Raw genomic sequence first — 21,563 nt, forward strand, 5'->3', positions numbered from 1 at the left:
CTGCCCCGCGTGGCGCCGTGATGCCGATACGGCGCGCGGCCGGATCAGGGCACAATGGCGCCGCCGGGCGGGTCGCAACCCCCGGGGCCCGTGAGGGAAGGAGATCGCGATGAAGGACATCCTGCAAGAGCTGAACGAGCGCCGGGAGACCGCGCGCCTGGGCGGCGGCCAGCGCCGGATCGACGCGCAGCATGCCAAGGGCAAGCTGACGGCGCGCGAGCGGATCGAACTGCTGCTGGATGCGGACAGTTTCGAGGAATTCGACATGTTCGTCGCGCATCGCTGCACCGATTTCGGCATGGAACAGCAGCGGCCCTATGGCGACGGCGTGGTCACCGGCTGGGGCACTATCAACGGCCGCATGGTCTATGTCTTCAGCCAGGACTTCACCGTCTTCGGCGGGTCGCTGTCGGAAACCCATGCCCAGAAGATCTGCAAGATCATGGATATGGCGGTGCAGAACGGCGCCCCGGTGATCGGGCTGAACGATTCGGGCGGCGCGCGGATCCAGGAGGGCGTCGCCAGCCTCGCGGGCTATGCCGACGTGTTCCAGCGCAACATCATGGCCTCGGGCGTGGTGCCGCAGATCTCCGTCATCATGGGGCCCTGCGCCGGGGGGGCGGTCTACAGCCCCGCCATGACCGACTTCATCTTCATGGTGAAGGACAGCTCCTACATGTTCGTCACCGGCCCCGACGTGGTGAAGACAGTCACCAACGAGGTGGTCACCGCCGAGGAGCTGGGCGGCGCCAGCACCCATACCAAGAAATCCAGCGTCGCCGATGGCGCCTTTGAAAACGATGTCGAGGCCCTGGCCGAGGTCCGCCGCCTGGTCGACTTCCTGCCGCTGAACAACCGCGAGAAGCCGCCCGTGCGGCCCTTCTTCGACGACGTGGACCGGATCGAGGCCAGCCTCGACACGCTGATCCCCGACAATGCCAACAGCCCCTACGACATGAAGGAGCTGATCGTGAAGGTCGCCGACGAGGGCGATTTCTACGAGATCCAGGAAGATTTCGCCAAGAACATCCTGACCGGGTTCATCCGCCTGGAAGGGCAGACCGTGGGCGTGGTGGCCAACCAGCCGATGGTGCTGGCCGGCTGCCTGGACATCGACAGCTCGCGCAAGGCCGCGCGCTTTGTGCGCTTCTGCGATGCCTTCGAGATCCCGATCCTGACCTTCGTCGACGTGCCGGGCTTCCTGCCGGGGACCGGCCAGGAATACGGCGGGGTCATCAAGCACGGTGCGAAACTGTTGTTTGCCTATGGCGAGGCCACGGTGCCCAAGGTCACGGTGATCACCCGCAAGGCCTATGGCGGCGCCTATGACGTGATGGCCTCGAAACACCTGCGCGGCGATTTCAGCTATGCCTGGCCCACGGCCGAGATCGCGGTGATGGGCGCCAAGGGCGCGACCGAGATCATCCACCGGGGCGACCTGGGCAATGACGAGAAGATTGCCCAGCACACCAAGGATTACGAAGACCGCTTCGCCAATCCCTTCGTCGCCGCCGAACGGGGCTTCATCGACGAGGTGATCCAGCCGCGCTCCACCCGGCGCCGTGTGGCGCGGGCCTTCGCGAGCCTGCGGGGCAAGAAGCTGCAAAATCCCTGGAAGAAACACGACAACATCCCGCTCTAAGCGGGGTGTCGTGATGCCCGGAGGAGGGGACATGGCAAAGGACGGCTGGCACAGGTTGAGGGAGGAGGACGCGGTCACCATCGCGCGTCGCCTGCCCGTGCGCTTCGATCTTTCGGTCGAGGCGACCCTTCCCGTGTCGGGACCTGTCAGCCTGACCCGCGTGGCGCATCAGGTCCGCCAGGACATGTGGCGGCGTTTGCAGGGGCTGCGCGGTTTCAGCCCTGCCGTCCGCGTGACGCAGGGCGACGGACAGCTGGTCGTTCGGGCTGGCGGCGCGGTCGAGGGCGCGCTGCCGGACAAGGCCCGCGACGCGCTGTCGGAGCTGCTGGAGAGCCCCAGCCACCGGACCCGTTGGCTGGCCCATGCCACGAGGCGCGAGCATGGCTGATTCCCGCCGATCCCTGCCTCTGACGGCCCCAGGAAAGGCTTTCCGCCTGCGCGCGCAAGTGTCTGGGAACACGCCGGATCTTGGGTTCGGGACCCTTGCCGCACAAGATGTTGCGGCGGTGCCGCGCCGGGCGTATCAGCCTGAGCTTTTCAGAGCACAGGGAAGGCCCGTGACCGCATCCAGATATGAAATTCGCCCCGCTCGGGCTACAATTCCTCAAGGCCGCAATCCCGCGGCCGCAGCATCCGGGTCCGTCCGCCCGGGATCGCCTGATCCCCGCGGACCCATGAGGCAAGACAGGAGTTACCCATGTCCAAGAGCATCCAGTTCATCCTGGCCGCCAGCTTCGTCGCTGGCCTGGCCGCCTGCTCCAAGCCGGCAAGCGAAGAATACGTCGTTGTCGAGCCCGAGCCCATCTCGGCCGAGCCGGTCTACACGGGCAAGTACAAGTAAGCCCTTCGCGGGCACCGGGGGGCGGGTTCGCCTCGCCCTCCGCGCATTCGGCGCGCCCCGCGCCGTCCCCCTCCCTGGCCTGGTGGGCCGCGCGGGTCGCGCCACCACTGACAGGAGGGCTTTCGCATGCTGAAGCATCGCGGCTTCCCGGGACGTCTTCCCGGCACCGATTTCCAGTTCACCATCCGCCGCGCCAATCCCAAGGGCGTGACGCCGATCACCCGGCGCGAACGCTATCGCGACCGCCGGGCGCCTGATCGGCGCGCCGACGAGGCATTCCTGCGCGCCCTGTGGGAGCATTTCGGCGATCAACCCTTCGAGCGGGGCAACCTTGATGCCGGCCGGCTGAGCTGGCTGTTCGGGCGCGAGGTGCTGCCCGCCGAGGAGCCCTTCGACCCCGAGAGCTACGACGCGCTGCTGGTCATCGACGAGGAGGCCGCGCGTGCCTCTTTCCCCGGCGCGTTCGAGGAGGAGGACTGGGCGTGATCTTGCCGCTGCCCTTCGGAATTCAGCGGGTTTCGGCCCAGCCTGCGCAGGCCTGCGCAGGGGGCTTTGCGCCGCTTGGATTCAAGGGCAGCATCCGATCTGTTGTCGCCTCGGCCCCCAAGATCGAAGCGGCAGCGTGTCAATACCGTTACCCTTCCCCTCGCGGGCGGCCGTTTGTCCCCAATCCTCGGTCGCCCGCTTTTTCCGGTTCCGGACTTGCCTCGTGTGAACGGCGAACCCAGGCGGTATTGCCGCGCCAGGCGTGGCGCTCGCCTGCTGCCGACCCGGCTCCGTCGGATCGGTGCGGTATTGACACCGACCAGGGGGAACCTTTCTTCTTTTCCTGCGTTAGGTTCCGCAGGAACGTTTCAATCGAAGGTAAAAACTCATGTTCAAGAAATCCTGGATCATCGCCGGCGTCCTTTGTGCTGGCCTCGCGGCATGTGGTGACACGATGGGCGAACAGGCCCTGGTCGGCGGCGCGGCCGGCGTGGGCGCAGCAGCTGTCACCGGCGGCAACGCAGGCACCGGCGCGCTGGTCGGCGCAGCTGGCAACGTCGCCTACTGCCAGGCAAACCCGGGCGCCTGCCGCTAAGGCAACGCCTGCGCGTCGCACCGGGGCTCGTTCCGGCGCACGCCTGATATCCAGAACCATTCGCCCCTCGGCTGCGGTGTCCCGCGGCCGGGGGGGTTTTGCATGCGCTGCCCCCGCTTCAGGGGCGGCCGGCACAGTACAATGACCTCGGGGAAGGGCCAGACATGTTCCAGAAGATCCTGATTGCCAACCGGGGCGAGATCGCCTGCCGCGTCATCAAGACCGCGCGCAAGATGGGTATCGCCACCGTCGCCGTCTATTCGGATGCCGACAAGCACGCGCTGCATGTCGCCATGGCGGACGAGGCCGTGCACATCGGCCCGCCGCCCGCGAACCAGTCCTACATCGTGATCGACAAGATCATGCAGGCGATCAAGGACACCGGCGCCCAGGCCGTCCACCCGGGCTATGGCTTCCTCAGCGAAAACCCGAAGTTCGCCCAGGCCCTGGCGGATGCCGGCGTGGCCTTCATCGGCCCGCCCGTCGGCGCGATCGAGGCCATGGGCGACAAGATCACCTCGAAGAAGATCGCCCAGGAGGCCGGGGTCAGCACCGTGCCCGGCTACATGGGCCTGATCGAGGATGCCGACGAGGCGGTGAAGATCTCGTCCGAGATCGGCTACCCGGTGATGATCAAGGCCTCTGCCGGCGGCGGCGGCAAGGGCATGCGCATCGCCTGGACCGACGAGGAGGCGCGCGAGGGCTTCCAGAGCTCGAAGAACGAGGCCGCCAACAGCTTTGGCGACGACCGGATCTTCATCGAGAAGTTCGTCACCCAGCCCCGGCACATCGAGATCCAGGTGCTCTGTGATGCCCACGGCAACGGCATCTACCTGGGAGAGCGGGAATGCTCGATCCAGCGCCGCAACCAGAAGGTCGTCGAAGAGGCGCCCAGCCCCTTCCTCGATGAGGAAACCCGCCGTGCCATGGGCGAACAGGCCGTGGCCCTGGCCAAGGCCGTGGGCTACGCCAGCGCGGGCACGGTGGAATTCATCGTCGACGGGGCGAAGAACTTTTACTTCCTGGAAATGAACACCCGCTTGCAGGTGGAACACCCTGTGACCGAGCTGATCACCGGCGTCGATCTGGTGGAGCAGATGATCCGCGTGGCCAATGGCGAGCCGCTGACCCTGACCCAGGACGACGTGAAACTGACCGGCTGGGCCATTGAGAACCGTCTCTATGCCGAGGACCCCTATCGCAACTTCCTGCCCTCCATCGGGCGGCTGACCCGCTACAACCCGCCCGCTGAGGTGGCCGCCGGGCCGCTGCTGGAAAACGACAAGTGGCAGGGCGAGGCGCCGTCCGGCCCCCATGCGGTGCGCAACGACACCGGCGTCTTCGACGGTGGCGAGATCTCGATGTACTACGACCCGATGATCGCCAAGCTGTGCACCTGGGCGCCGACCCGGGCCGAGGCGATCGAGGCGATGCGCGTGGCGCTGGACAGCTTCGAGGTGGAGGGGATCGGGCACAACCTGCCGTTCCTGTCGGCGGTGATGGACCACGAGATTTTCGTCAACGGCGAGATGACCACCGCCTTCATCGCCGAGCAGTACCCCGAGGGCTTCGACGGTGTGGAACTGGCCGAGGGAGAGCTGCGCCGCATCGCCGCCGCCTGCGCCGCCATGCACCGGGTGGGCGAGATCCGTCGGGCCCGTATCTCGGGCCGGATGAGCAACCATGAACGCGTGGTGGGCACCGACTGGGTCGCGACGCTGCAGGGCCATGAATACCCCGTCAGCATCGCCGCCGATCCCGCGGGCGCCGATGTAACCTTCGCCGATGGCACCGCGCTGCGGGTCGAAGGCAGCTGGACGCCGGGCGACACCCTGGCGCGGATGACCGTGGACGGCCGCCCGCTGGTTCTGAAGGTCGACAAGATCTCCGGCGGGTTCCGCATCCGCAATCGCGGCGCCGATCTGAAGGTGCATGTGCGCAACCCGCGCCAGGCGGAACTGGCCAAGCTGATGCCGGAGAAACTGCCGCCCGACACCTCGAAACTGCTGCTGTGCCCGATGCCGGGCCTGGTGGTGAAGGTCGACGTGGAAGAGGGCCAGGAAGTGCAGGAGGGCCAGGCACTGTGCACCATCGAGGCGATGAAGATGGAAAACATCCTGCGCGCCGAGAAGAAGGCCGTGGTGTCGAAGATCAACGCGGGCCCGGGCGACAGCCTGGCCGTCGACGAGATCATCATGGAGTTCGAATGACGTCATGAGGCTGTGCGCGGAGGGCATCGGGAGCATCGGGCCGGGGGGCGTCCTGCGCCGCCGCGGTTGGCCGTCTCCGATGCGCCCCCGCGTGCCGGAGGGTGTTAAGCGGTTCGGAAGGCTCCTCGGGCTAGTGGGGGCGGGTCTGCCCCTGCTGAAAGGCTGCCCCGCCCATGGAGATCATCCTGCATCCCGGCGCGCATCGCTGCGCCACCCGCTCGTTCCTGGCCTACCTGGAGGACAATGCCCCGGCGTTGGCCGAAATGGGATTGGTGGTTTGGGGGCCGGAAAAGGCGCGCAGCCTCCTGGCCGGGGTGATCCCCGGGCCGGGGCCGCTGTCGGCGGCACGCCAATTGGCCCGCGCCGAGGGACGCATCGCGCTGCACCTCGCGACGCTGGACCGGCGGGGGGTGGCCCGGGTGCTGATCGTTGCGCCCTCTGTGCTTGGCGCGCCCGGGGCCAGCCTGCGGGCGGGGCGCATCTACCCCGGGGCCGGCGCGCGTCTGGCGCGGGTCTTGGCGGCCTTTGGCGGGCGCATCAGCCGCGTCGCGCTGAGCATCCGGGCGCCGGAGCGATACTGGGCCTCGGTCTGGGCCATGGCGCTGCTGCAGGGCCATCCGCTGCCCGATGGGACCAGGCTGGACCGGCTGGCGACGCAGCCACGCAGCTGGCGCGCGCTGATCGGCGAACTGGCGGAGGCCGCGCCGGGCGCGGATCTGCTGGTCCTGCCGCACGAGAGATTTGCCGGCCTGCCGGAGCTGCGGTTGGCACGGATGCTGGCGGCGCCGGATCTTGCCCCGGATCTTGCCCTGCCCCGCGACCGGGCGCGGCTGTGTCTGGGACGGTCTCCGGACCTGGGGCCGCTGCGCAAGGCGCTGGCGCCGGGCCTGGCTTTGCCGCCGGGCGAGGGGGCCTTTCGGCCCTTCACGGCGCCGCAGCGCGCTGCGCTGGCGGAGAGCTACCAGGACGATCTGTTCTGGCTGACGGCGGGGGCGGACGGGCTGGCCCGGCTGGCCGCCGATCCCTGGCCCGAAGATGCGCGGGCCGGCATGGACAAGACAGGAGCGGCGCCCGCCCCGGCGCCGGAGAGGGAACCAAATGGCGAGGCACCGCCGGGCAGGATAGACCCGCGCGCCCGCCTCAGGCGAAGAGGACAAGGCGATGACATCGAAGAAGGACGCATGGGCCGAGCGCGCTGAAAAGGAACTGCGCGGCCGGCCGCTGGAGGATCTGACCTGGCATACGCTGGAGGGGATCGACATCCAGCCGCTCTACACGGCCGAGGACGTGAAGGATCTGCCGCACCTGGACACGATGCCGGGGGAGGCGCCGTTCACCCGCGGCGTGCGGTCGACCATGTATGCCGGGCGCCCCTGGACGATCCGGCAATATGCGGGCTTCTCCACGGCGGAGGAATCCAATGCCTTCTACCGCCGCAACCTGGCCGCCGGGCAGCAGGGCGTCTCGGTCGCCTTCGACCTGGCCACGCACCGCGGCTATGACAGCGACCACCCCCGCGTGGTGGGCGACGTCGGCAAGGCCGGTGTCGCCATCGACAGCGTGGAGGACATGAAGGTCCTCTTCGACGGCATCCCGCTGGAGCAGGTGTCGGTGTCCATGACGATGAACGGCGCGGTGATCCCGATCCTGGCCAATTACATCGTCGCGGGCGAGGAGCAGGGCGTCGACCGCGCGCAACTTTCGGGGACCATCCAGAACGACATCCTGAAGGAGTTCATGGTCCGCAACACCTACATCTATCCGCCCGAACCCTCGATGCGGATCATCTCGGACATCATCGAGTACACCTCGAACGAGATGCCCAAGTTCAATTCGATCTCGATCTCCGGCTACCACATGCAGGAGGCCGGGGCGAACCTGGTGCAGGAGCTGGCCTATACCCTGGCCGATGGCCGGGAATACGTGAAGGCGGCGATCGAGGCCGGGATGGACGTGGACAAGTTCGCGGGCCGGCTGTCCTTCTTCTTTGCCATCGGCATGAACTTCTTCATGGAGATCGCCAAGCTGCGCGCCGCGCGCACCCTGTGGTATCGCGTGATGGAGGAGTTCGGGGCGAAGAACGACCGGTCCAAGATGCTGCGGACGCACTGCCAGACCTCCGGCGTGTCGCTGCAGGAACAGGACCCCTACAACAACGTCATCCGCACGGCCTACGAGGCGATGTCGGCGGTCCTGGGCGGCACCCAGTCGCTGCACACCAACGCCCTGGACGAGGCGATCGCCCTGCCCACCGATTTCTCCGCCCGGATCGCCCGCAACACCCAGCTGGTGCTGCAGGAGGAAACCGGGGTGACCAAGGTCGTCGATCCCCTGGCGGGCTCCTATTACATTGAAAGCCTGACCGAGGAGCTGATCGAGAAGGCCTGGGCCCTGATGCAGGAGGTCGAGGAGATGGGCGGCATGACCAAGGCAGTGGCCTCCGGCATGCCCAAGCTGCGCATCGAGGAAAGCGCGGCACGGCGCCAGGCCGACATCGACCGCGGCAAGGAGGTGATCGTCGGGGTCAACAAGTACCGCAAGGACAAGGAAGACCCGATCGACATCCTGGACGTCGACAACGTCAAGGTGCGCGACAGCCAGATCGCCGCGCTGCAACGCATCCGCGAAAGCCGCGACGAGGCCGCCTGCACCGCCGCGCTGGATGAGCTGACGCGGCGCGCGAAGGAGGGCGGCAACCTGCTGGAAGCCGCCGTCGAGGCCGCCCGCGCCAGGGCCACTGTGGGAGAGATCAGCATGGCGATGGAGAAGGAGTTCGGCCGCCACCAGGCGGAGGTGAAGACGCTGGCGGGGGTCTACGGCGCCGCCTACGAGGGCGACGAGGGCTTTGCCGCGATCCAGAAATCGGTCGAGGCCTTCGCCGAGGAGGAGGGCCGTCGGCCCCGGATGCTGGTGGTGAAGATGGGCCAGGATGGTCACGACCGCGGCGCCAAGGTGATCGCCACGGCCTTTGCGGACATCGGCTTCGACGTTGACGTGGGCCCGCTGTTCCAGACGCCGGAAGAGGCGGCGCAGGATGCCATCGACAACGACGTGCACGTGGTCGGCATCAGCTCCCAAGCGGCGGGGCACAAGACGCTGGCGCCGCAGCTGATCCAGGCGCTGAAGGACAAGGATGCGGGCGATATCATCGTGATCTGCGGTGGCGTGATTCCGCAGCAGGATTACGACTTCCTGAAGAATGCCGGCGTCGCCGCGATCTTCGGCCCGGGCACCAATATCCCCTCTGCCGCTCAGGACATCCTGCAGCTGATCCGCGCCGCCCGGGGCTGAGGCCCGGCGTCATGCCGCGCGGTTGTGAAAAGACGGTGACGGGCCTTGATCGGGCCCGTCGCCGCACCATCCTTGGGGCAACTGTTTCCAAGGAGAGATTTCCATGACCCGCATCCTCGGCATTTCCGGCTCGCTGCGCCGCGCCTCCTTCAACGCCGGCCTGCTGCGCGCAGCCGCCGAGCTGGCGCCTGAGGGCACTGAGGTGGATGTGCAGGGCATTCACGGCGTGCCTCTTTACGATGCCGACCTGGAGGCCGAGGGCACGCCGCAGCCCGTTCTGGATCTGCGCGCGGCGCTGGAGGCAGCGGATGCGCTGCTGCTGGTCACACCCGAATACAACAATGGCATCCCCGGCCCCTTCAAGAACGCCATCGACTGGATGGCCTCTGGCCCCGGTGCCGATCTCTTCAAGGGCAAGTGGGTTGCCCTGATGGGCGCCTCGCCCATGGCGACGGGGGCGATCATGGCGCAGAACCACTGGCTGCCGGTGCTGCGCACCCTGGGCACCCAACCCTGGTTCGAGGGGCGCCTGATGGTTGGCCGTGCGAAGGACAAGTTCGACGACAAGGGTCAGCTGACCGACGAGGATACGCGCCGCCGCGTCGGCGATTTCATGGCCGGCTTCGCCGCCGCCCTCGACTGATCGTTGGCAGGCCGGTCAGCTCCGGGGCAGGGCGCTTGCCTGGGGCCCCGGCGCCCAGCCTTCGGGCGCCAGCTCCCACCCGTCGAAGGTGAAGGCGGGGGAGACCACGCAGGACACCAGCACCCAGCCCTGGTCGGCAAAGGCCGCCTGCCAGGCGTGACGCGGGATGAAATGGCTGGGCCGCTGGCCCCGGCTCACGTCGATCCCCAGCCAGCTGTCCACCGGCCTGTCGTGATCGCCCGCCGCAACCGAACAGCGCAGCGGATGGCCCGCGTGCCAGTACCAGGTCTCGTCGCAGTCGATCCGGTGCCAGTGGCAGCTCTGCCCCTCATCCAGCAGATAGTAGATCGCCGAGATGCCGGGCCGCCCGTCGCCCCAGTCCGGCTGCCATGTGTCGCTGTGCCATCCGCCCTCGGGATGGGGTGTCAGCCCCAGCGTCTCGATCAGCTCTGCCGCGGTGGTCATCCTGCTCTCCTTCTGCCGGCCCGGGCCGAGTAACGCCATTCGCGGCGGCGAAGGCCAGAGGGCAGGGCGTGATCCGCGATCCGGGTTCGCGCAGGTGATCAGCGCGCAGGCACTGCCCCCGCCATGGTGCGGCCCTGCGGGGGGCGGCCCCTTGCCTTCCCCGGCCGCGCGCGGGACAACTCCGCCACGACCTGTCCGGAGCTCTCCCATGTCCCTCACCATTCGCCCTGTCGAACCGCGCGACCACGCCGCGCTGGCCGAGATATTCAGCCACTACGTGCGCCACACCACCGTCTCTCTCAGCGCGGTGGAAAAGGACGCCGCCGCAATGGGCGGCTATTTCGAGGGCCGCGCCGCCCTTGGCCGGGGCAGCTTCGTCGCCGAGGAGGGGGGCGTGGTGCTGGGCTATGCCACCTATGATCAGTTCCGGCCCAACGACGGTTACCGCCACACGATGGAACACACGATCATGCTGACCGCGGCGGCGGCGGGCCGCGGCGCCGGGCGGGCCCTGATGCAGGCGCTGGAGGATCACGCCCGTGCCGCCGGCCAGCACGTCCTGGTGGGGGCGATCACCGCCGACAACGCCGCCAGCATCGCCTTCCACGAGGCCATGGGATTCGAGATCACCGGCCGCATGCCCCAGGTGGGCCGCAAGTTCGACCAGTGGCACGACCTGGTGCTGATGCAGAAGATCCTCTGAGCTCTTGTTCCTGGAGGCGGACCGACCAAAGGGGGCGCGACGGAACGCCCCGCTGTAACACCCTTCAAATCCCCGCGGGGCCTCGGGACAATCGGGGCGAAGCAGGCTAGGATCGCGTCCATGTCCATCTGGTCCCGCATAATGGAGGCGCTGCAGGCGCTGGCAAAGGGCGAAGCGCTGTCGGCGGTCTTCGATCGCCTGCGCACGCCCCCCGAACGCTCCGTCGCCTTCACCATCGCCGTCATCGCCCTTGGCGCCAAGATGGCCAAGGCCGATGGCCTGGTGACCCGCAACGAGGTCACGGCCTTCCGCGAGGTCTTCCGCATCCCGCCCGAGGATGAGGCCGGCGCCGCGCGGGTCTTCAACATGGCGCGCCAGGACGTGGCGGGGTTCGAGGATTACGCCGCCCGCATCGCCCGCATGTTCGGCCCCGAAAGCCCTGTGCTTTGCGATCTGATGGAGGGCCTCTTTGCCATTGCCGTGGCCGATGGCGAATACCATGAGGCCGAGGATGCCTTCCTGAAACGCGTGGCCGAAATCTTCGGCCTCGGCGAGGGGCAGTTCCGCCGTGCCCGATCGCGTTTCGTGCCCGATGCCCGGCCCGATCCCTTCGCCGTGCTGGGCCTGCCGCCCGATGCCAGCATCGAACAGGCCCGCGCCGCCTGGCGCGAGGCGGTGCGCGAAAGCCACCCCGACCGGATGCTGGCGCGCGGCGTGCCCGAAGAGGCGGTGAAGATGGCGGAAAAGCGGATGATCGACATCAACGCCGCCTGGGAGGAGATCCAGGCGCGGGATACGGCCCACTGAGCGCCGCGCCGCAGGCGGTCTTTGAGATGTCACGCGGCTGCCCTATATCTGGGGTATGAAACAGACGCTGCTTGCCCCGCTGATCTGCCTGTCTCTGGCTGCCCCCCTGCCGCTGATCGCCCAGGAGGCGCCGCCCGGGTCGCAATCCGACGACTCGGCGACCGAGGAGGGCGGCGATAACGGCGCCTTGATGCGCGAGGGCCTGCGACTGCTGATGGAAGGGCTCTCCGGCGGCCTCGACGACACGCTGGACGACATGGGCGAGGCGGCCGAGGAGGCCGCGCCGAAGATCCGCGATTTCGTGATGCGCATGGGGCCTGCCATGGCAGATGCCCTGTCGAAGGTGGGCGACCTGGCGAACTACGAGGCGCCTACGGTGCTGCCCAATGGCGACATCCTGATCAAGCGCCGCGACGATGCCCCCCGCTACGCCCCGCCGGTGCCCGGCGAAAACCCCGACGGCTCCATCGACCTCTGATCCAGCGCGCCGCGTCGGTCCCCGATCCATCGGTCAAGTCCGGTGGCGACGGGGCCGACAGCCCTCAGCCTCTCAGCTCCGCGTCGGGCCCAGCTTCAGAGACACCTCGGCCTTCAGCGAGGAGGCCAGAGAGCGGAAGCGCGCCTCGGCCACCTCCCCGAACAACGGCCAATGGGCCTCGGCCATCTTCAGCTCCAGCACCTTCTTCTTCGGGAACCAGCGCAGCTCGCCGATCTCTCCGTCCCGCTCAGGCCAGAGCATGGCACCGAAACGCATGGCCTTGCCCAGGATCTCGGCTTGCTGCTGTTCCTCTTCCGTCAGCAGGTCGTACAGCTCTTCGAAGGCCGTGCCCTCGCGCCGGTTGCGGTAGCGGTGCAGCAGCGCCAGGCCCAGGAAGACCCGCTCGGCATGCTTAAGCCCGCCGAGGTTCGCGCGGGTGGCATTGTCGAAACAGACCTCGGCGCGGTAGTCGGGATGGGCGCGCCAGGTCACGTCGTGCAGCAGGCAGGCGGCCTTTACCAGGCGCAGCCGCTCGGGCTTGGCGGATTTGAACAGCGGCTGGATGAAGGTGTAGAGCGTGCGGCCAAAGCCCGGCAGGCGCGCGTCCTTCTGTTCCGCGAAGCGGCAGCTTTCGATCAGTGGATCGCGGTCGCGCAGGTGCTGCGGCATCTGTTCATACAGCAGCCCCTCGCGAATCCCGTAGGACGACACCGCAATGTCATGCGGCTTGTAGCGTTTCACCAGCTCCAACAGCACTTCCGAGGCCATGGGCACCAGCCCCATGCGGGTGGAGGACAGGGAACAGCGCTTGCGCAGCGCCTCCGGGTCCTGCTTGGCGATCCAGGCCACGGTGTCGCGCACCGTCTTTGCGGTCATGCGGTATTCGTGCAGCACGTGCAGCGGATAGCCGCGCCGTTCCATGTCGATCCGCGCGATGGCCCGCCAGGACCCGCCCACCAGGAACAGGCGGTTGCGGTCGGCGGGGATCGTCTCGGTCAGCGTGTCGATCTCGGCCTTGATGTAGGCGCGGCGCCCCTTCTTGCCGCCCTTCACATCGGCCAGCTTCAGCGGACCCAGGGGCGAGGTCTCGCGGTCGCCGACGCGCCCGTCGTTGATCCGCGCCAGTTCCATCGACGATCCGCCGATGTCGCAGACGAGGCCATAGGAGCCGGGCCAGCCCAGCAACACGCCCTGCGCCGACAGCCGCGCCTCTTCCTGGCCGTCGATGACATGCAGGCGGATGCCGGTCTGGCGTTCCACCTGGGCGGCGAAATCGGGTCCGTCCTCGGCGTCGCGGACGGCCGCCGTCGCCACGGCCGACAGCGGCGTGGCATCCATGCCCTGCGCCAGCAGCTGGAAGCGATGGATCGCCGCCAGCGCGCGCTTGCGCCCCTCGGGGTTCAGCCGCCCCGTCTCGGACAGGCCGGCGCCCAGGCCGCACATGATCTTTTCGTTGTAGAAGTAGGCCGGGCTGCGCGCCGCGCCGTCGAACACCACGAGGCGGACAGAGTTCGAGCCGACGTCGACCACGCCGACCCGGCTGAGCGCGCGCGCCTCCGGGTTGTCGAAAAGCGGGCGCCCGAAGGGCCCCCAGTCGGAAACGCTTGGCTGGTTATCCCCATCCATCACTGGCGGACTCCCGGGTATTTCTGGTCTGTTATGCGCAAAGCTGCGGGCCCGGGTCAACCGGCGGATCGATCATGGGTCAGATGCGGCACGTCGGAGGCCCCCGCAGACCCACGACCCGAAAGCGAGGGGTTCTCCATGAAGAACCTGTGGCAGTTGAAGGCGGTTCCATCTTCGGGACGATCGGCCCGAAGGAAACGGCCGTCGGGCTGCATCACCCAGCTCTGGTCGGTGTCGTGCAGGTTGGCGGCCATGATCTGCCGCACGATCTGGTCCTTCACGGTCTGGGTCTTGCATTCCACCAGCGTCTCCACCCGGCGGTTCAGGTTGCGTCCCATCCAGTCGGCGGAGGAGAAGAAGACCCGCGCCCCGTCCGACGGCAGGCCGCCGCCATTGCCGAAACAGACGATGCGCGAATGTTCCAGGAAGCGCCCGACGATGGATTTCACCCGGATGTTGGGCGACAGCCCCTCGATGCCCGGACGCAGCCCGCAGATGCCGCGGATCACCAGGTCGATCTTCACCCCGGCCTGACCTGCGGCGTAGAGCGCGTCGATCACGTCCGGTTCGATCAGAGAGTTCATCTTGGCCCAGATCGCCGCCGGCCGGCCGGCCTTCGCGTGTTCCGCCTCGTCCCCGATCATGCGGATCAGGTCGGATTTCAGGGTCAGCGGCGAAATCGACAGGTTTTCAAGCTTCTCCGGCTGCGCATAGCCCGAGAGATAGTTGAACACCCGTGCCGCGTCGCGCCCCAGGCCCGCGTCACAGGTGAAGAACGACAGGTCCGTGTAGATCCGCGCGGTGATCGGGTGATAGTTGCCGGTGCCGTAGTGGGAATAGGTCACCAGGTCCTGCCCCTCGCGGCGGACCACGGTGGAGATCTTGGCGTGGGTTTTCCAATCGACGAAGCCGTAGACCACATGGGCGCCGGCGCGTTCCAGCACGCGGCTCTGCTGGATGTTGGCGGCCTCGTCGAAGCGCGCCTTCAGCTCGACCAGCGCGGTGACCGACTTGCCCTCCTCTGCGGCCTCGCAGAGCGCCTCGGTGATGGGCGAATTCTTTGACGTGCGATAGAGCGTCTGCTTGATCGCCACGACGTCCGGATCCTGCGCCGCCTGCTTGAGGAAACGCACCACCATGTCAAAGGTCTCATAGGGGTGGTGCAGAAGCATGTCCTTCTGTCGGATCGCGGCGAACATGTCGCCGTCGTGGTCCTGCACCCGTTCGGGCACGCGCGGGGTGAACTTCGGCCACAGCAGTTCGGGCCGGTCGTCGATCACCAGCTCGGACAGGGAGGCGATGCCGATCAGCCCGTCGACCTCGATCACCTCGTCCTCGATCACCCGCAGCTCGCGCTTGATGACCCGTTTCAGCTGCTCCGGCGCCCCGGCGGACATCTTCAGCCGCACCACCTCGCCGCGGCGGCGGCGCTTCAGGGCCGTCTCGAACTCGCGCACCAGATCCTCGGCCTCTTCCTCGATCTCCAGGTCGCTGTCGCGCAGCACACGGAAGGTGCAGTGGCCGGTGTCGCGGTAACCCGGGAACAGCCGGTCGAGGAAGACCAGCAGCACCTCTTCCAGCGGCACGAAGCGCAGCGCGCCCTCAGGGGCGGGCAGGCGCAGGAAACGGTCGATCTGATGGGGAATCGGCAGCAGCGCCTGCAGGGGCCGGCGGTCGCGCTTGCGCTCCAGCTGCAGGGCCAGGGAGAAGCCGAGGTTGGGGATGAAGGGGAAGGGATGCGCCGGGTCGATGGCCAGCGGCGAGAGCACCGGAAAGATCCGGGTCAGGAAGATGTCGCCCAGGTAGTCCCGGTCGGCATCGGTCAGGTCGTCGCGGCTGAGGATGTGCATCTCTTCCACGGCCATCAGGCGGCGCAGATCCGGCAGCACCGTCTGCTGGTGTTCCAGCAGGTTGCGGGCGTCCTCGTTGATCTTCACCAGCTGTTCGGCGGGGGTCATCCCGTCGGCGGCGGGGTTGGTGTTGCCGGCCTTGGCCAGTTCGCGCAGACCGGCCACGCGGACGGTGTAGAATTCATCCAGGTTGTTGGCGCTGATCGACAGGAACCGCAGCCGTTCCAGCAGCGGCACCGAAGGGTTTTCCGCCTCTTCCAGCACCCGCCAGTTGAACCCCAGCCAGCTGAGCTCACGGTTGTAGAACCGGCCGGGGCCGGTCGGGTCGAGCTCTGGCATGGCAACGGGGACGGGGGTGGGCTGGTTCAAAAAGTCTGCGTCGATCATGGCACCTGCATCGGGTACAAATGTAACGATTTTTCGCGGGTCGCGGGAAAAATCGGGTCTCCTGCCACAGTCTAGGCGCGATCGGTCGCCTCCGCCAGACGCTCCAGTACGCGGGCGGCCATGGCGCGCGTGACCGGGCGCTGCTCGGCCAGGGATTGCGCATCCAGCGCGGCGGCGATGCGTTGCGCGGCGGTGAAGGAGCGTTCGATGCGGCGCAGCAGGTAGGGGATGACGTCGGGGTGGGGGATCACCTGACGGTCGGCAAAGAACTTGCCCAGCAAGGCGCCCAGAAGCGCATCATCGGGGGCGGCCAGGGTCACCGCCGGGCAGGCCTGCATGCGGCTGGCCAGGTCGGGGATGACCAGCGGCCAGCGGGCGGGGGCCGTGTCGGCGGTCACCAGCAGGGTGTTGCCCTCGGCCAGAACGAGGTTGTGCAGGTGAAAGAGCGCCTCCTCCGCCGCCCGGTCCCCGGCGATCTTCGGCACGTCCTCCACGGCGACGGACCCGCGGGCCAGGGCGGGCACGTCCGCCCGGGGCAGGTCAGCAGCATTCAGCAGCGTGGCCTCGGCCCGGGTCGCCCAGATATGGGTCAGATGGGTCTTGCCTGATCCGCGCGGCCCGATCAGGGCCATCTTCCGCGCGCTCCAGCCCTCGGGCCAGCTTTCCAGCATGGCAAAGGCCATCTGGTTGGGGCTGCCCAGGATGAAATCCTCGCGGCTCATCCGGCCTGGCGGGATTCGCAGGTCCAGCGGCTTCTGGTGATCGGTCATCGCTCAGTCCTGCGTGGTGTCGCGGACCGGCGCCGTGTCCCAGGGGTCTTCGTTGACGCCTCTGTACAGCTTGCTCTGCTTGTATTGGCCGACGACGAAACGGGCGATGACGCCGATGGCCGCGGCCAGAGGCACGGCGGCCAGCATGCCGACGAAACCGAAGAGAGAGCCGAAGACGGACAGCGCGAAGATCAGCCATACGGGGTGCAGCCCGACGGAAGACCCCACCAGTTTCGGCGTCAGGAAATTGCCCTCGATCACCTGGCCCAGCACGAAGATGCCGGTGACCAGCCCGATGGACAGCCAGTCGCCCCAGAACTGGAACAGAGCCAGCCCGATGGCCAGGACACCGCCGGTTAGCGCACCCACGTAGGGGATGAAGGTCAGCAGCCCCGCCACGACCCCGATCACCAGGCCGAAGTTCAGCCCCGCGAGCATCAGCGCCCCGGCGTAGTAGGTGCCCAGGATCAGGCAGACCGACCCCATGCCGCGGATGAACCCGGCCATCGACCGGTCGATGTCGCGGGCCAGGCCGCGGATCGTGTCGGCATGTTCACGCGGCAGCAGGCTGTCGACCTCGGCCACCATGTTGTCCCAGTCGTAGAGCAGGTAGAAGGCCACCACCGGCACGATCACGAAGAGCGTCACGATGGAGATCAGCGAGCCCACGGAGCTGAGCGCGGTGTTCAGCAGCTCGCCGCCCTTCGACTGGATCGTCTCGCCCACGGCCGACAGCGACTGGCGCAGGACGGAGCCTTCCTCGGTCAGGTCGGGAAAGCGTTCGGTCAGGAACCGTTGCAGGTTCTGGAACAGCTGCGGCGCCGTGTCGAACAGGTCCAGCGCCTGGTTGATCGCCACCGGCAGCACCAGCAGGGCGCCCAGGATGAAGATCAGCAATGCGCCCAGGGTGATGATCGCGGTGGCCGCCGCGCGCGAGGTGCCCCAGCTTTCCAGCCGGTCGGCGACAGGATCAAGGAAATAGGCAATGGCCATGCCCAGCAGGAAGGGCATGATGACATCCCCCAGCCACCACATGGCCAGGAGGAACACCGCTGCGGCGACGCCCCAGTACTTCATCTGTTTGCGCACGGGCAGGGCCAAGGTCTTCCTCCGGGTGGGTCACGCCCTTATCTCACCCTGCAGGGGGTATTTTTCAAGCACTGATCGGCCCGATCGACCGCCGATCGGCGGGATAGGGCATTGCCCGGGCGGACGGCATTCAATACACCATGGCGCGACCCAACCAGAGAGGCCACAATGCGTCTGTCCCGCTATTTCCTGCCCGTTCTGAAGGAGACTCCCGCCGAGGCGCAGATCGCCAGCCACCGCCTGATGCTGCGGGCCGGCATGATCAAGCAGGCCAGCGCGGGCATCTACTACTGGCTCCCCATGGGCTTCAAGATCCTGCGCAAGCTGGAGAATATCGTCCACGAGGAACAGCAGAAGGCCGGGCACATCCCGCTGCAGATGCCGACGCTGCAATCGGCCGACCTGTGGAAGGAATCGGGGCGTTACGATGCCTACGGCCCCGAGATGCTGCGCATCCGCGACCGTCAGGACCGCGACATGCTCTATGGTCCGACCAACGAGGAAGCGATCACCGACATCTTCCGCAGCTACGTCCGCTCCTACAAGGATCTGCCGCTGACGCTGTACCAGATCCAGTGGAAGTTCCGCGACGAGATCCGCCCGCGCTTCGGCGTGATGCGGGGCCGCGAATTCTACATGAAGGATGGCTACAACTTCGACCTGACCAAGGAAGATGCGCTGCACGCCTACAACCGCCACCTGGTCAGCTACCTGCGCACCTATGAACGCATGGGCCTGCAGGCGATCCCGATGCGCGCCGATAGTGGCCCGATCGGCGGCGAGAACACGCACGAGTTCCTGGTACTGGCGGAAACGGGCGAGTCGGAGGTCTTCTACGACAGCGAGATCACCGAGCTGACTTTCGGCGACCGCCAGATCGACTACGATTCGCATGAACAGTGCGAGGCGGTGATGCAGGAATTCACCTCCCGCTATGCCCGCACCGACGAGACCCATGACGAGGCGGTCTTCGCCGAGGTCCCCGAGGATCGCCGCCGCGTGGCGCGCGGCATCGAGGTCGGCCAGATCTTCTACTTCGGCACCAAGTATTCCGAGGCCATGGGCGCCACGGTGCAGGGTCCCGATGGCAAGCAGGTGCCGGTGCACATGGGCTCCCACGGGATCGGCGTCAGCCGCCTGATCGGTGCGATCATCGAGGCCAACCACGACGACAAGGGCATCATCTGGCCCGAGGGCGTCACGCCCTTCCACGTTGGCATCGTCAACCTGAAGACCGGCGATGCGGAGGCCGACGCGGCCTGCGATAGCCTCTACAAGGCCCTTGAAGCCAAGGGGCTGGAGCCGCTCTACGATGACCGCGACGAACGCGCCGGCGGCAAGTTCGCCACCATGGACCTGATCGGCCTGCCCTGGCGGATCACCGTCGGCCCGCGCGGGCTGAAGAACGGTGTGGTCGAGGTCACCTCGCGCCGCACCGGCGAAAGCGAGGAAATGGCGCCCGAGGCGGCCATCGAGAAGATCGCCGGAATCTACGCCGGGCTGTAGGGCTGGCCTGGCGCCGGAGTATTTCCGGCTATCGGATGGGAGGGGCGGCGCCGTAAGGGGCCGCCCCTTCGTGCTTGAGGACGGACGTGACGGTCGCCGCCGGTCCCGGAACCGGCCTCAGTAGCCCTGGCTGCGGTCGACCTCGAAGAGGAAGTCCTGCCCGGCCTCGCCGCGGGCCACGTTGTCGGCGATGATGCGCGAGGCGGTCAGGGGCCGGGTTTCCGAGGCGATATGCGGGCAGACCGTGACCTTCGGGTGCGACCAGAAGGGATGCGCGGCGGGCAGCGGCTCCTCGCGGAAGACATCCAGCGTGGCATGGCGCAGATGCCCTCTGTCCAGCGCGGCCAGCAGCGCGTCATCGACGATCAGCGGCCCGCGCCCGGGATTCAGGATCACCGCGCCCTCGGGCAGCTGTTCCAGGCGGGTGGCGTCCAGAAGATCCGTCGTTTCCTCCGTCAGCGGCAGCAGCAGCACCAGGATCTGCGCGGTGGAGAGCGCCTTTGCCAGACCGTCGATGCCTGACAGGCAGGTCAGCCCCTCGATGTCCTTCTGCGTGCGCGACCAGCCGGTCACCGGGAACCCCATCTGTGCCAGCGACTGCGCGCAGGCGGTGCCCAGCTCGCCCAGGCCGAGCACGGTGACGGGGCGTTCCTCGGCCAGCGGCGGGATCAGTTTCGCCCCCTCCCAGTCGCCGTCCTGGTGGGCCAGGAAATGGTCGATGTGCAGGTGGTGGCGCAGGGCGTGGCCCGTCACCCATTCCACCATGCCCCGGGTCAGCCCGTGGTCGACCATGCGGCACAGCGGCTGGGTCAGGGTCTGGTTGCCGACGATGGCCTCCACCCCGGCCCAGAGGTTCAGCACGGCCTTGCAGCGGGTGTAGGGGGTGAAGTCCTGCACGTCGGAATTGGGCGCGTAGATGATGTAATCGACCTCCTCCGGCGCGAAGGCGTCGGGGGCGAAATCGGTACGCAGGTCGACGGCCAGGGCGCGGTCGGCAAAGGCGGCGGTGAGGGGGGCCTCGTATTCGCTCCAGCGGGCTTGGGTCGCGGCGAAGAGGACGTTGATCATGGGGCTTCCTTTCCTGTTGCCGCGAAAGCTAGCAGGGGCGGAAGGAAGTGCCAAACACCTCGCCGCGCGCGGCGGTGTCAGCCGCGGCTTTGCCGCACCAGCTGCGCCAGGGCGCGGTAGGGATCGGCGGGCAGGGGCGCCTCGGTGCCACGGTTGCGCAGGGCCTCGGCCAGCCCCTGCAACTCCGGCGCCTCGGCGTCGAGGAAGGCGGCCAGGCTCTCGGCGTCGCGCACCTGGCGCACCGCATCGTCCAGCAGTGCCTCGCGCGTGGCAGCCCAGAGATCGGGGCGGCGGGCGCGGGTGATCTCCTCCGCCATGCGGCGGCGCCACTTGGCGATCTCGCCGTGGTGGCCGGACATGATGACCTCGGGGATCTCGCGGCCCTGCCATTCCGGCGGGCGGGTGTACTGCGGATGCTCCAGCAGCCCCTCGGAGAAACTCTCCTCCTCGGTGGAGGCGGCATTGCCCAGCACGCCCGGCAGCAGGCGCACGGTGGCGTCCAGCATGGCCAGGGCCGCGGGCTCGCCCCCGGTCATGACGAAATCGCCCAGCGAGACCTCCTGGATGCCGAAATGTTCGATCACGCGCTCGTCCAGCCCCTCGAAGCGGCCGCAGATCAGGGTCACCCCGTCGCCGCGCGCCCAGTCGCGGGCCATCTGCTGATCGAAACGGCGTCCGCGGGGGGAGAGGTAGACCAGCGGATGGTGGCCGCGCGCGCGGGGCCGGGCCTCGGCGATGGCGCTTTCCATCACGTCGGCGCGCAGGACCATGCCCGCGCCGCCGCCGGCCGGCGTGTCATCGACGTTGCGATGCTTGCCCAGCCCGTGTTCGCGCAGGTTCACCGTCTGCAACTGCCACAGCCCGTCCTTCAGGGCCTTGCCGGTCAGGCTTTCGCCCAGAAGACCCGGAAAGGCCTGGGGCAGCAGGGTGATGACCTGCGCCGTCCAGACACCCGCCAGGGTTTCGGGTTCGTCCATCAGGCTGCGCGGCTTCAGGGTCGCGCTGATGCTCTTGCGGCCATGGGATTTCAGGGTCATCGGCACTCTCTCCAGTTCCGCCCGTCTCTAGGCGGCGGGGCGGCGGGGATCAAGCGGGCGGGCGCCGCA

At 67.8% G+C, this 21,563-nt stretch carries 19 protein-coding genes and 1 pseudogene; 13 read left to right on the forward strand and 7 right to left on the reverse strand.

The window, feature by feature from the left end:
• Positions 1–109 precede the first annotated feature (109 nt).
• The 9 genes from LC066_RS15930 to LC066_RS15970 all read left to right on the forward strand — a co-directional run bounded on the left by LC066_RS15930 (position 110) and on the right by LC066_RS15970 (position 9,708).
• Positions 110–1,642 carry an acyl-CoA carboxylase subunit beta gene (locus tag LC066_RS15930; RefSeq protein WP_224901027.1) on the forward strand — a complete coding sequence of 511 codons (1,533 nt, stop codon included), beginning with the start codon at positions 110–112 and terminating at the stop codon, positions 1,640–1,642.
• A gap of 31 nt (positions 1,643–1,673) precedes the next feature.
• Positions 1,674–2,030 carry a hypothetical protein gene (locus LC066_RS15935; RefSeq protein ID WP_224901030.1) on the forward strand — a complete coding sequence of 119 codons (357 nt, stop codon included), beginning with the start codon at positions 1,674–1,676 and terminating at the stop codon, positions 2,028–2,030.
• Positions 2,031–2,339: 309 nt separating this feature from the next.
• Positions 2,340–2,483, forward strand: coding sequence for a hypothetical protein (locus LC066_RS15940; protein WP_222479930.1), 144 nt, complete (start codon positions 2,340–2,342; stop codon positions 2,481–2,483).
• A 126-nt stretch (positions 2,484–2,609) separates the two neighbouring features.
• The gene (locus LC066_RS15945; RefSeq protein WP_222479932.1) at positions 2,610–2,969 is read left to right on the forward strand and encodes a hypothetical protein; all 360 of its coding nucleotides are present in this window, start codon (positions 2,610–2,612) and stop codon (positions 2,967–2,969) included.
• A gap of 388 nt (positions 2,970–3,357) precedes the next feature.
• Complete coding sequence (locus LC066_RS15950) at positions 3,358–3,564, forward strand: hypothetical protein (protein WP_222479934.1); 207 nt, start codon at positions 3,358–3,360, stop codon at positions 3,562–3,564.
• 164 nt (positions 3,565–3,728) lie between these two features.
• Positions 3,729–5,774 (forward strand): acetyl/propionyl/methylcrotonyl-CoA carboxylase subunit alpha, encoded by a 2,046-nt coding sequence (locus LC066_RS15955; protein ID WP_224901033.1) that lies wholly within the window; start codon positions 3,729–3,731, stop codon positions 5,772–5,774.
• 173 nt (positions 5,775–5,947) lie between these two features.
• Complete coding sequence (locus tag LC066_RS15960) at positions 5,948–6,973, forward strand: hypothetical protein (RefSeq protein ID WP_224901036.1); 1,026 nt, start codon at positions 5,948–5,950, stop codon at positions 6,971–6,973.
• Positions 6,936–9,065: a methylmalonyl-CoA mutase gene (scpA, locus tag LC066_RS15965; RefSeq protein ID WP_224901039.1), complete on the forward strand. Its 2,130-nt coding sequence runs from the start codon at positions 6,936–6,938 to the stop codon at positions 9,063–9,065. The genes LC066_RS15960 and scpA overlap by 38 nt, the downstream gene beginning before the upstream one ends.
• A gap of 103 nt (positions 9,066–9,168) precedes the next feature.
• Entirely contained in the window at positions 9,169–9,708 is a 540-nt protein-coding gene (locus LC066_RS15970; RefSeq protein ID WP_222479942.1) for an NADPH-dependent FMN reductase, read from the forward strand.
• Between the two features lie 15 nt (positions 9,709–9,723).
• On the opposite strand, the gene LC066_RS15975 is transcribed toward LC066_RS15970, so the two are convergent.
• A complete protein-coding gene (locus tag LC066_RS15975; RefSeq protein WP_224901042.1) occupies positions 9,724–10,173 on the reverse strand; it encodes a cupin domain-containing protein in 450 nt (149 codons plus the stop codon).
• A 208-nt stretch (positions 10,174–10,381) separates the two neighbouring features.
• Between LC066_RS15975 and LC066_RS15980 the strand changes: the two genes are divergently transcribed.
• The 3 genes from LC066_RS15980 (at position 10,382) to LC066_RS15990 (ending at position 12,161) form a co-directional block, all read left to right on the forward strand.
• On the forward strand, positions 10,382–10,876 hold the full coding sequence (locus tag LC066_RS15980) for a GNAT family N-acetyltransferase (RefSeq protein ID WP_224901044.1): 495 nt from the start codon (positions 10,382–10,384) through the stop codon (positions 10,874–10,876).
• A gap of 120 nt (positions 10,877–10,996) precedes the next feature.
• Entirely contained in the window at positions 10,997–11,683 is a 687-nt protein-coding gene (locus LC066_RS15985) for a molecular chaperone DjiA (RefSeq protein ID WP_085889394.1), read from the forward strand.
• A 55-nt stretch (positions 11,684–11,738) separates the two neighbouring features.
• On the forward strand, positions 11,739–12,161 hold the full coding sequence (locus tag LC066_RS15990; protein WP_224901047.1) for a hypothetical protein: 423 nt from the start codon (positions 11,739–11,741) through the stop codon (positions 12,159–12,161).
• A 72-nt stretch (positions 12,162–12,233) separates the two neighbouring features.
• Here the strand turns inward: LC066_RS15990 and LC066_RS15995 are convergent, their stop codons facing one another.
• The 4 genes from LC066_RS15995 to LC066_RS16010 form a co-directional block, all read right to left on the reverse strand.
• Complete coding sequence (locus LC066_RS15995) at positions 12,234–13,787, reverse strand: Ppx/GppA family phosphatase (RefSeq protein WP_224901049.1); 1,554 nt, start codon at positions 13,785–13,787, stop codon at positions 12,234–12,236.
• 56 nt (positions 13,788–13,843) lie between these two features.
• Complete coding sequence (locus LC066_RS16000; protein ID WP_224901051.1) at positions 13,844–16,024, reverse strand: RNA degradosome polyphosphate kinase; 2,181 nt, start codon at positions 16,022–16,024, stop codon at positions 13,844–13,846.
• Positions 16,025–16,095: 71 nt separating this feature from the next.
• A complete protein-coding gene (locus tag LC066_RS16005; RefSeq protein ID WP_224901053.1) occupies positions 16,096–16,794 on the reverse strand; it encodes a DnaA ATPase domain-containing protein in 699 nt (232 codons plus the stop codon).
• Positions 16,795–16,797: 3 nt separating this feature from the next.
• Entirely contained in the window at positions 16,798–17,895 is a 1,098-nt protein-coding gene (locus tag LC066_RS16010; RefSeq protein WP_224901055.1) for an AI-2E family transporter, read from the reverse strand.
• Positions 17,896–18,051: 156 nt separating this feature from the next.
• Between LC066_RS16010 and proS the strand changes: the two genes are divergently transcribed.
• Positions 18,052–19,389 (forward strand): proline--tRNA ligase, encoded by a 1,338-nt coding sequence (proS, locus tag LC066_RS16015; RefSeq protein ID WP_224901056.1) that lies wholly within the window; start codon positions 18,052–18,054, stop codon positions 19,387–19,389.
• Positions 19,390–19,506: 117 nt separating this feature from the next.
• Here the strand turns inward: proS and LC066_RS16020 are convergent, their stop codons facing one another.
• Together LC066_RS16020 and trmD are read right to left on the reverse strand one after the other, a co-directional pair.
• Entirely contained in the window at positions 19,507–20,457 is a 951-nt protein-coding gene (locus LC066_RS16020) for a 2-hydroxyacid dehydrogenase (RefSeq protein WP_224901058.1), read from the reverse strand.
• A 269-nt stretch (positions 20,458–20,726) separates the two neighbouring features.
• Positions 20,727–21,494: pseudogene (trmD, locus tag LC066_RS16025) on the reverse strand (tRNA (guanosine(37)-N1)-methyltransferase TrmD); the annotation flags it as partial.
• Between the last annotated feature and the right edge of the window lie 69 nt (positions 21,495–21,563).

Origin of the sequence: Pseudooceanicola marinus (assembly GCF_020177265.1) — a bacterium.
Lineage (GTDB): Bacteria > Pseudomonadota > Alphaproteobacteria > Rhodobacterales > Rhodobacteraceae > Pseudooceanicola > Pseudooceanicola marinus_A.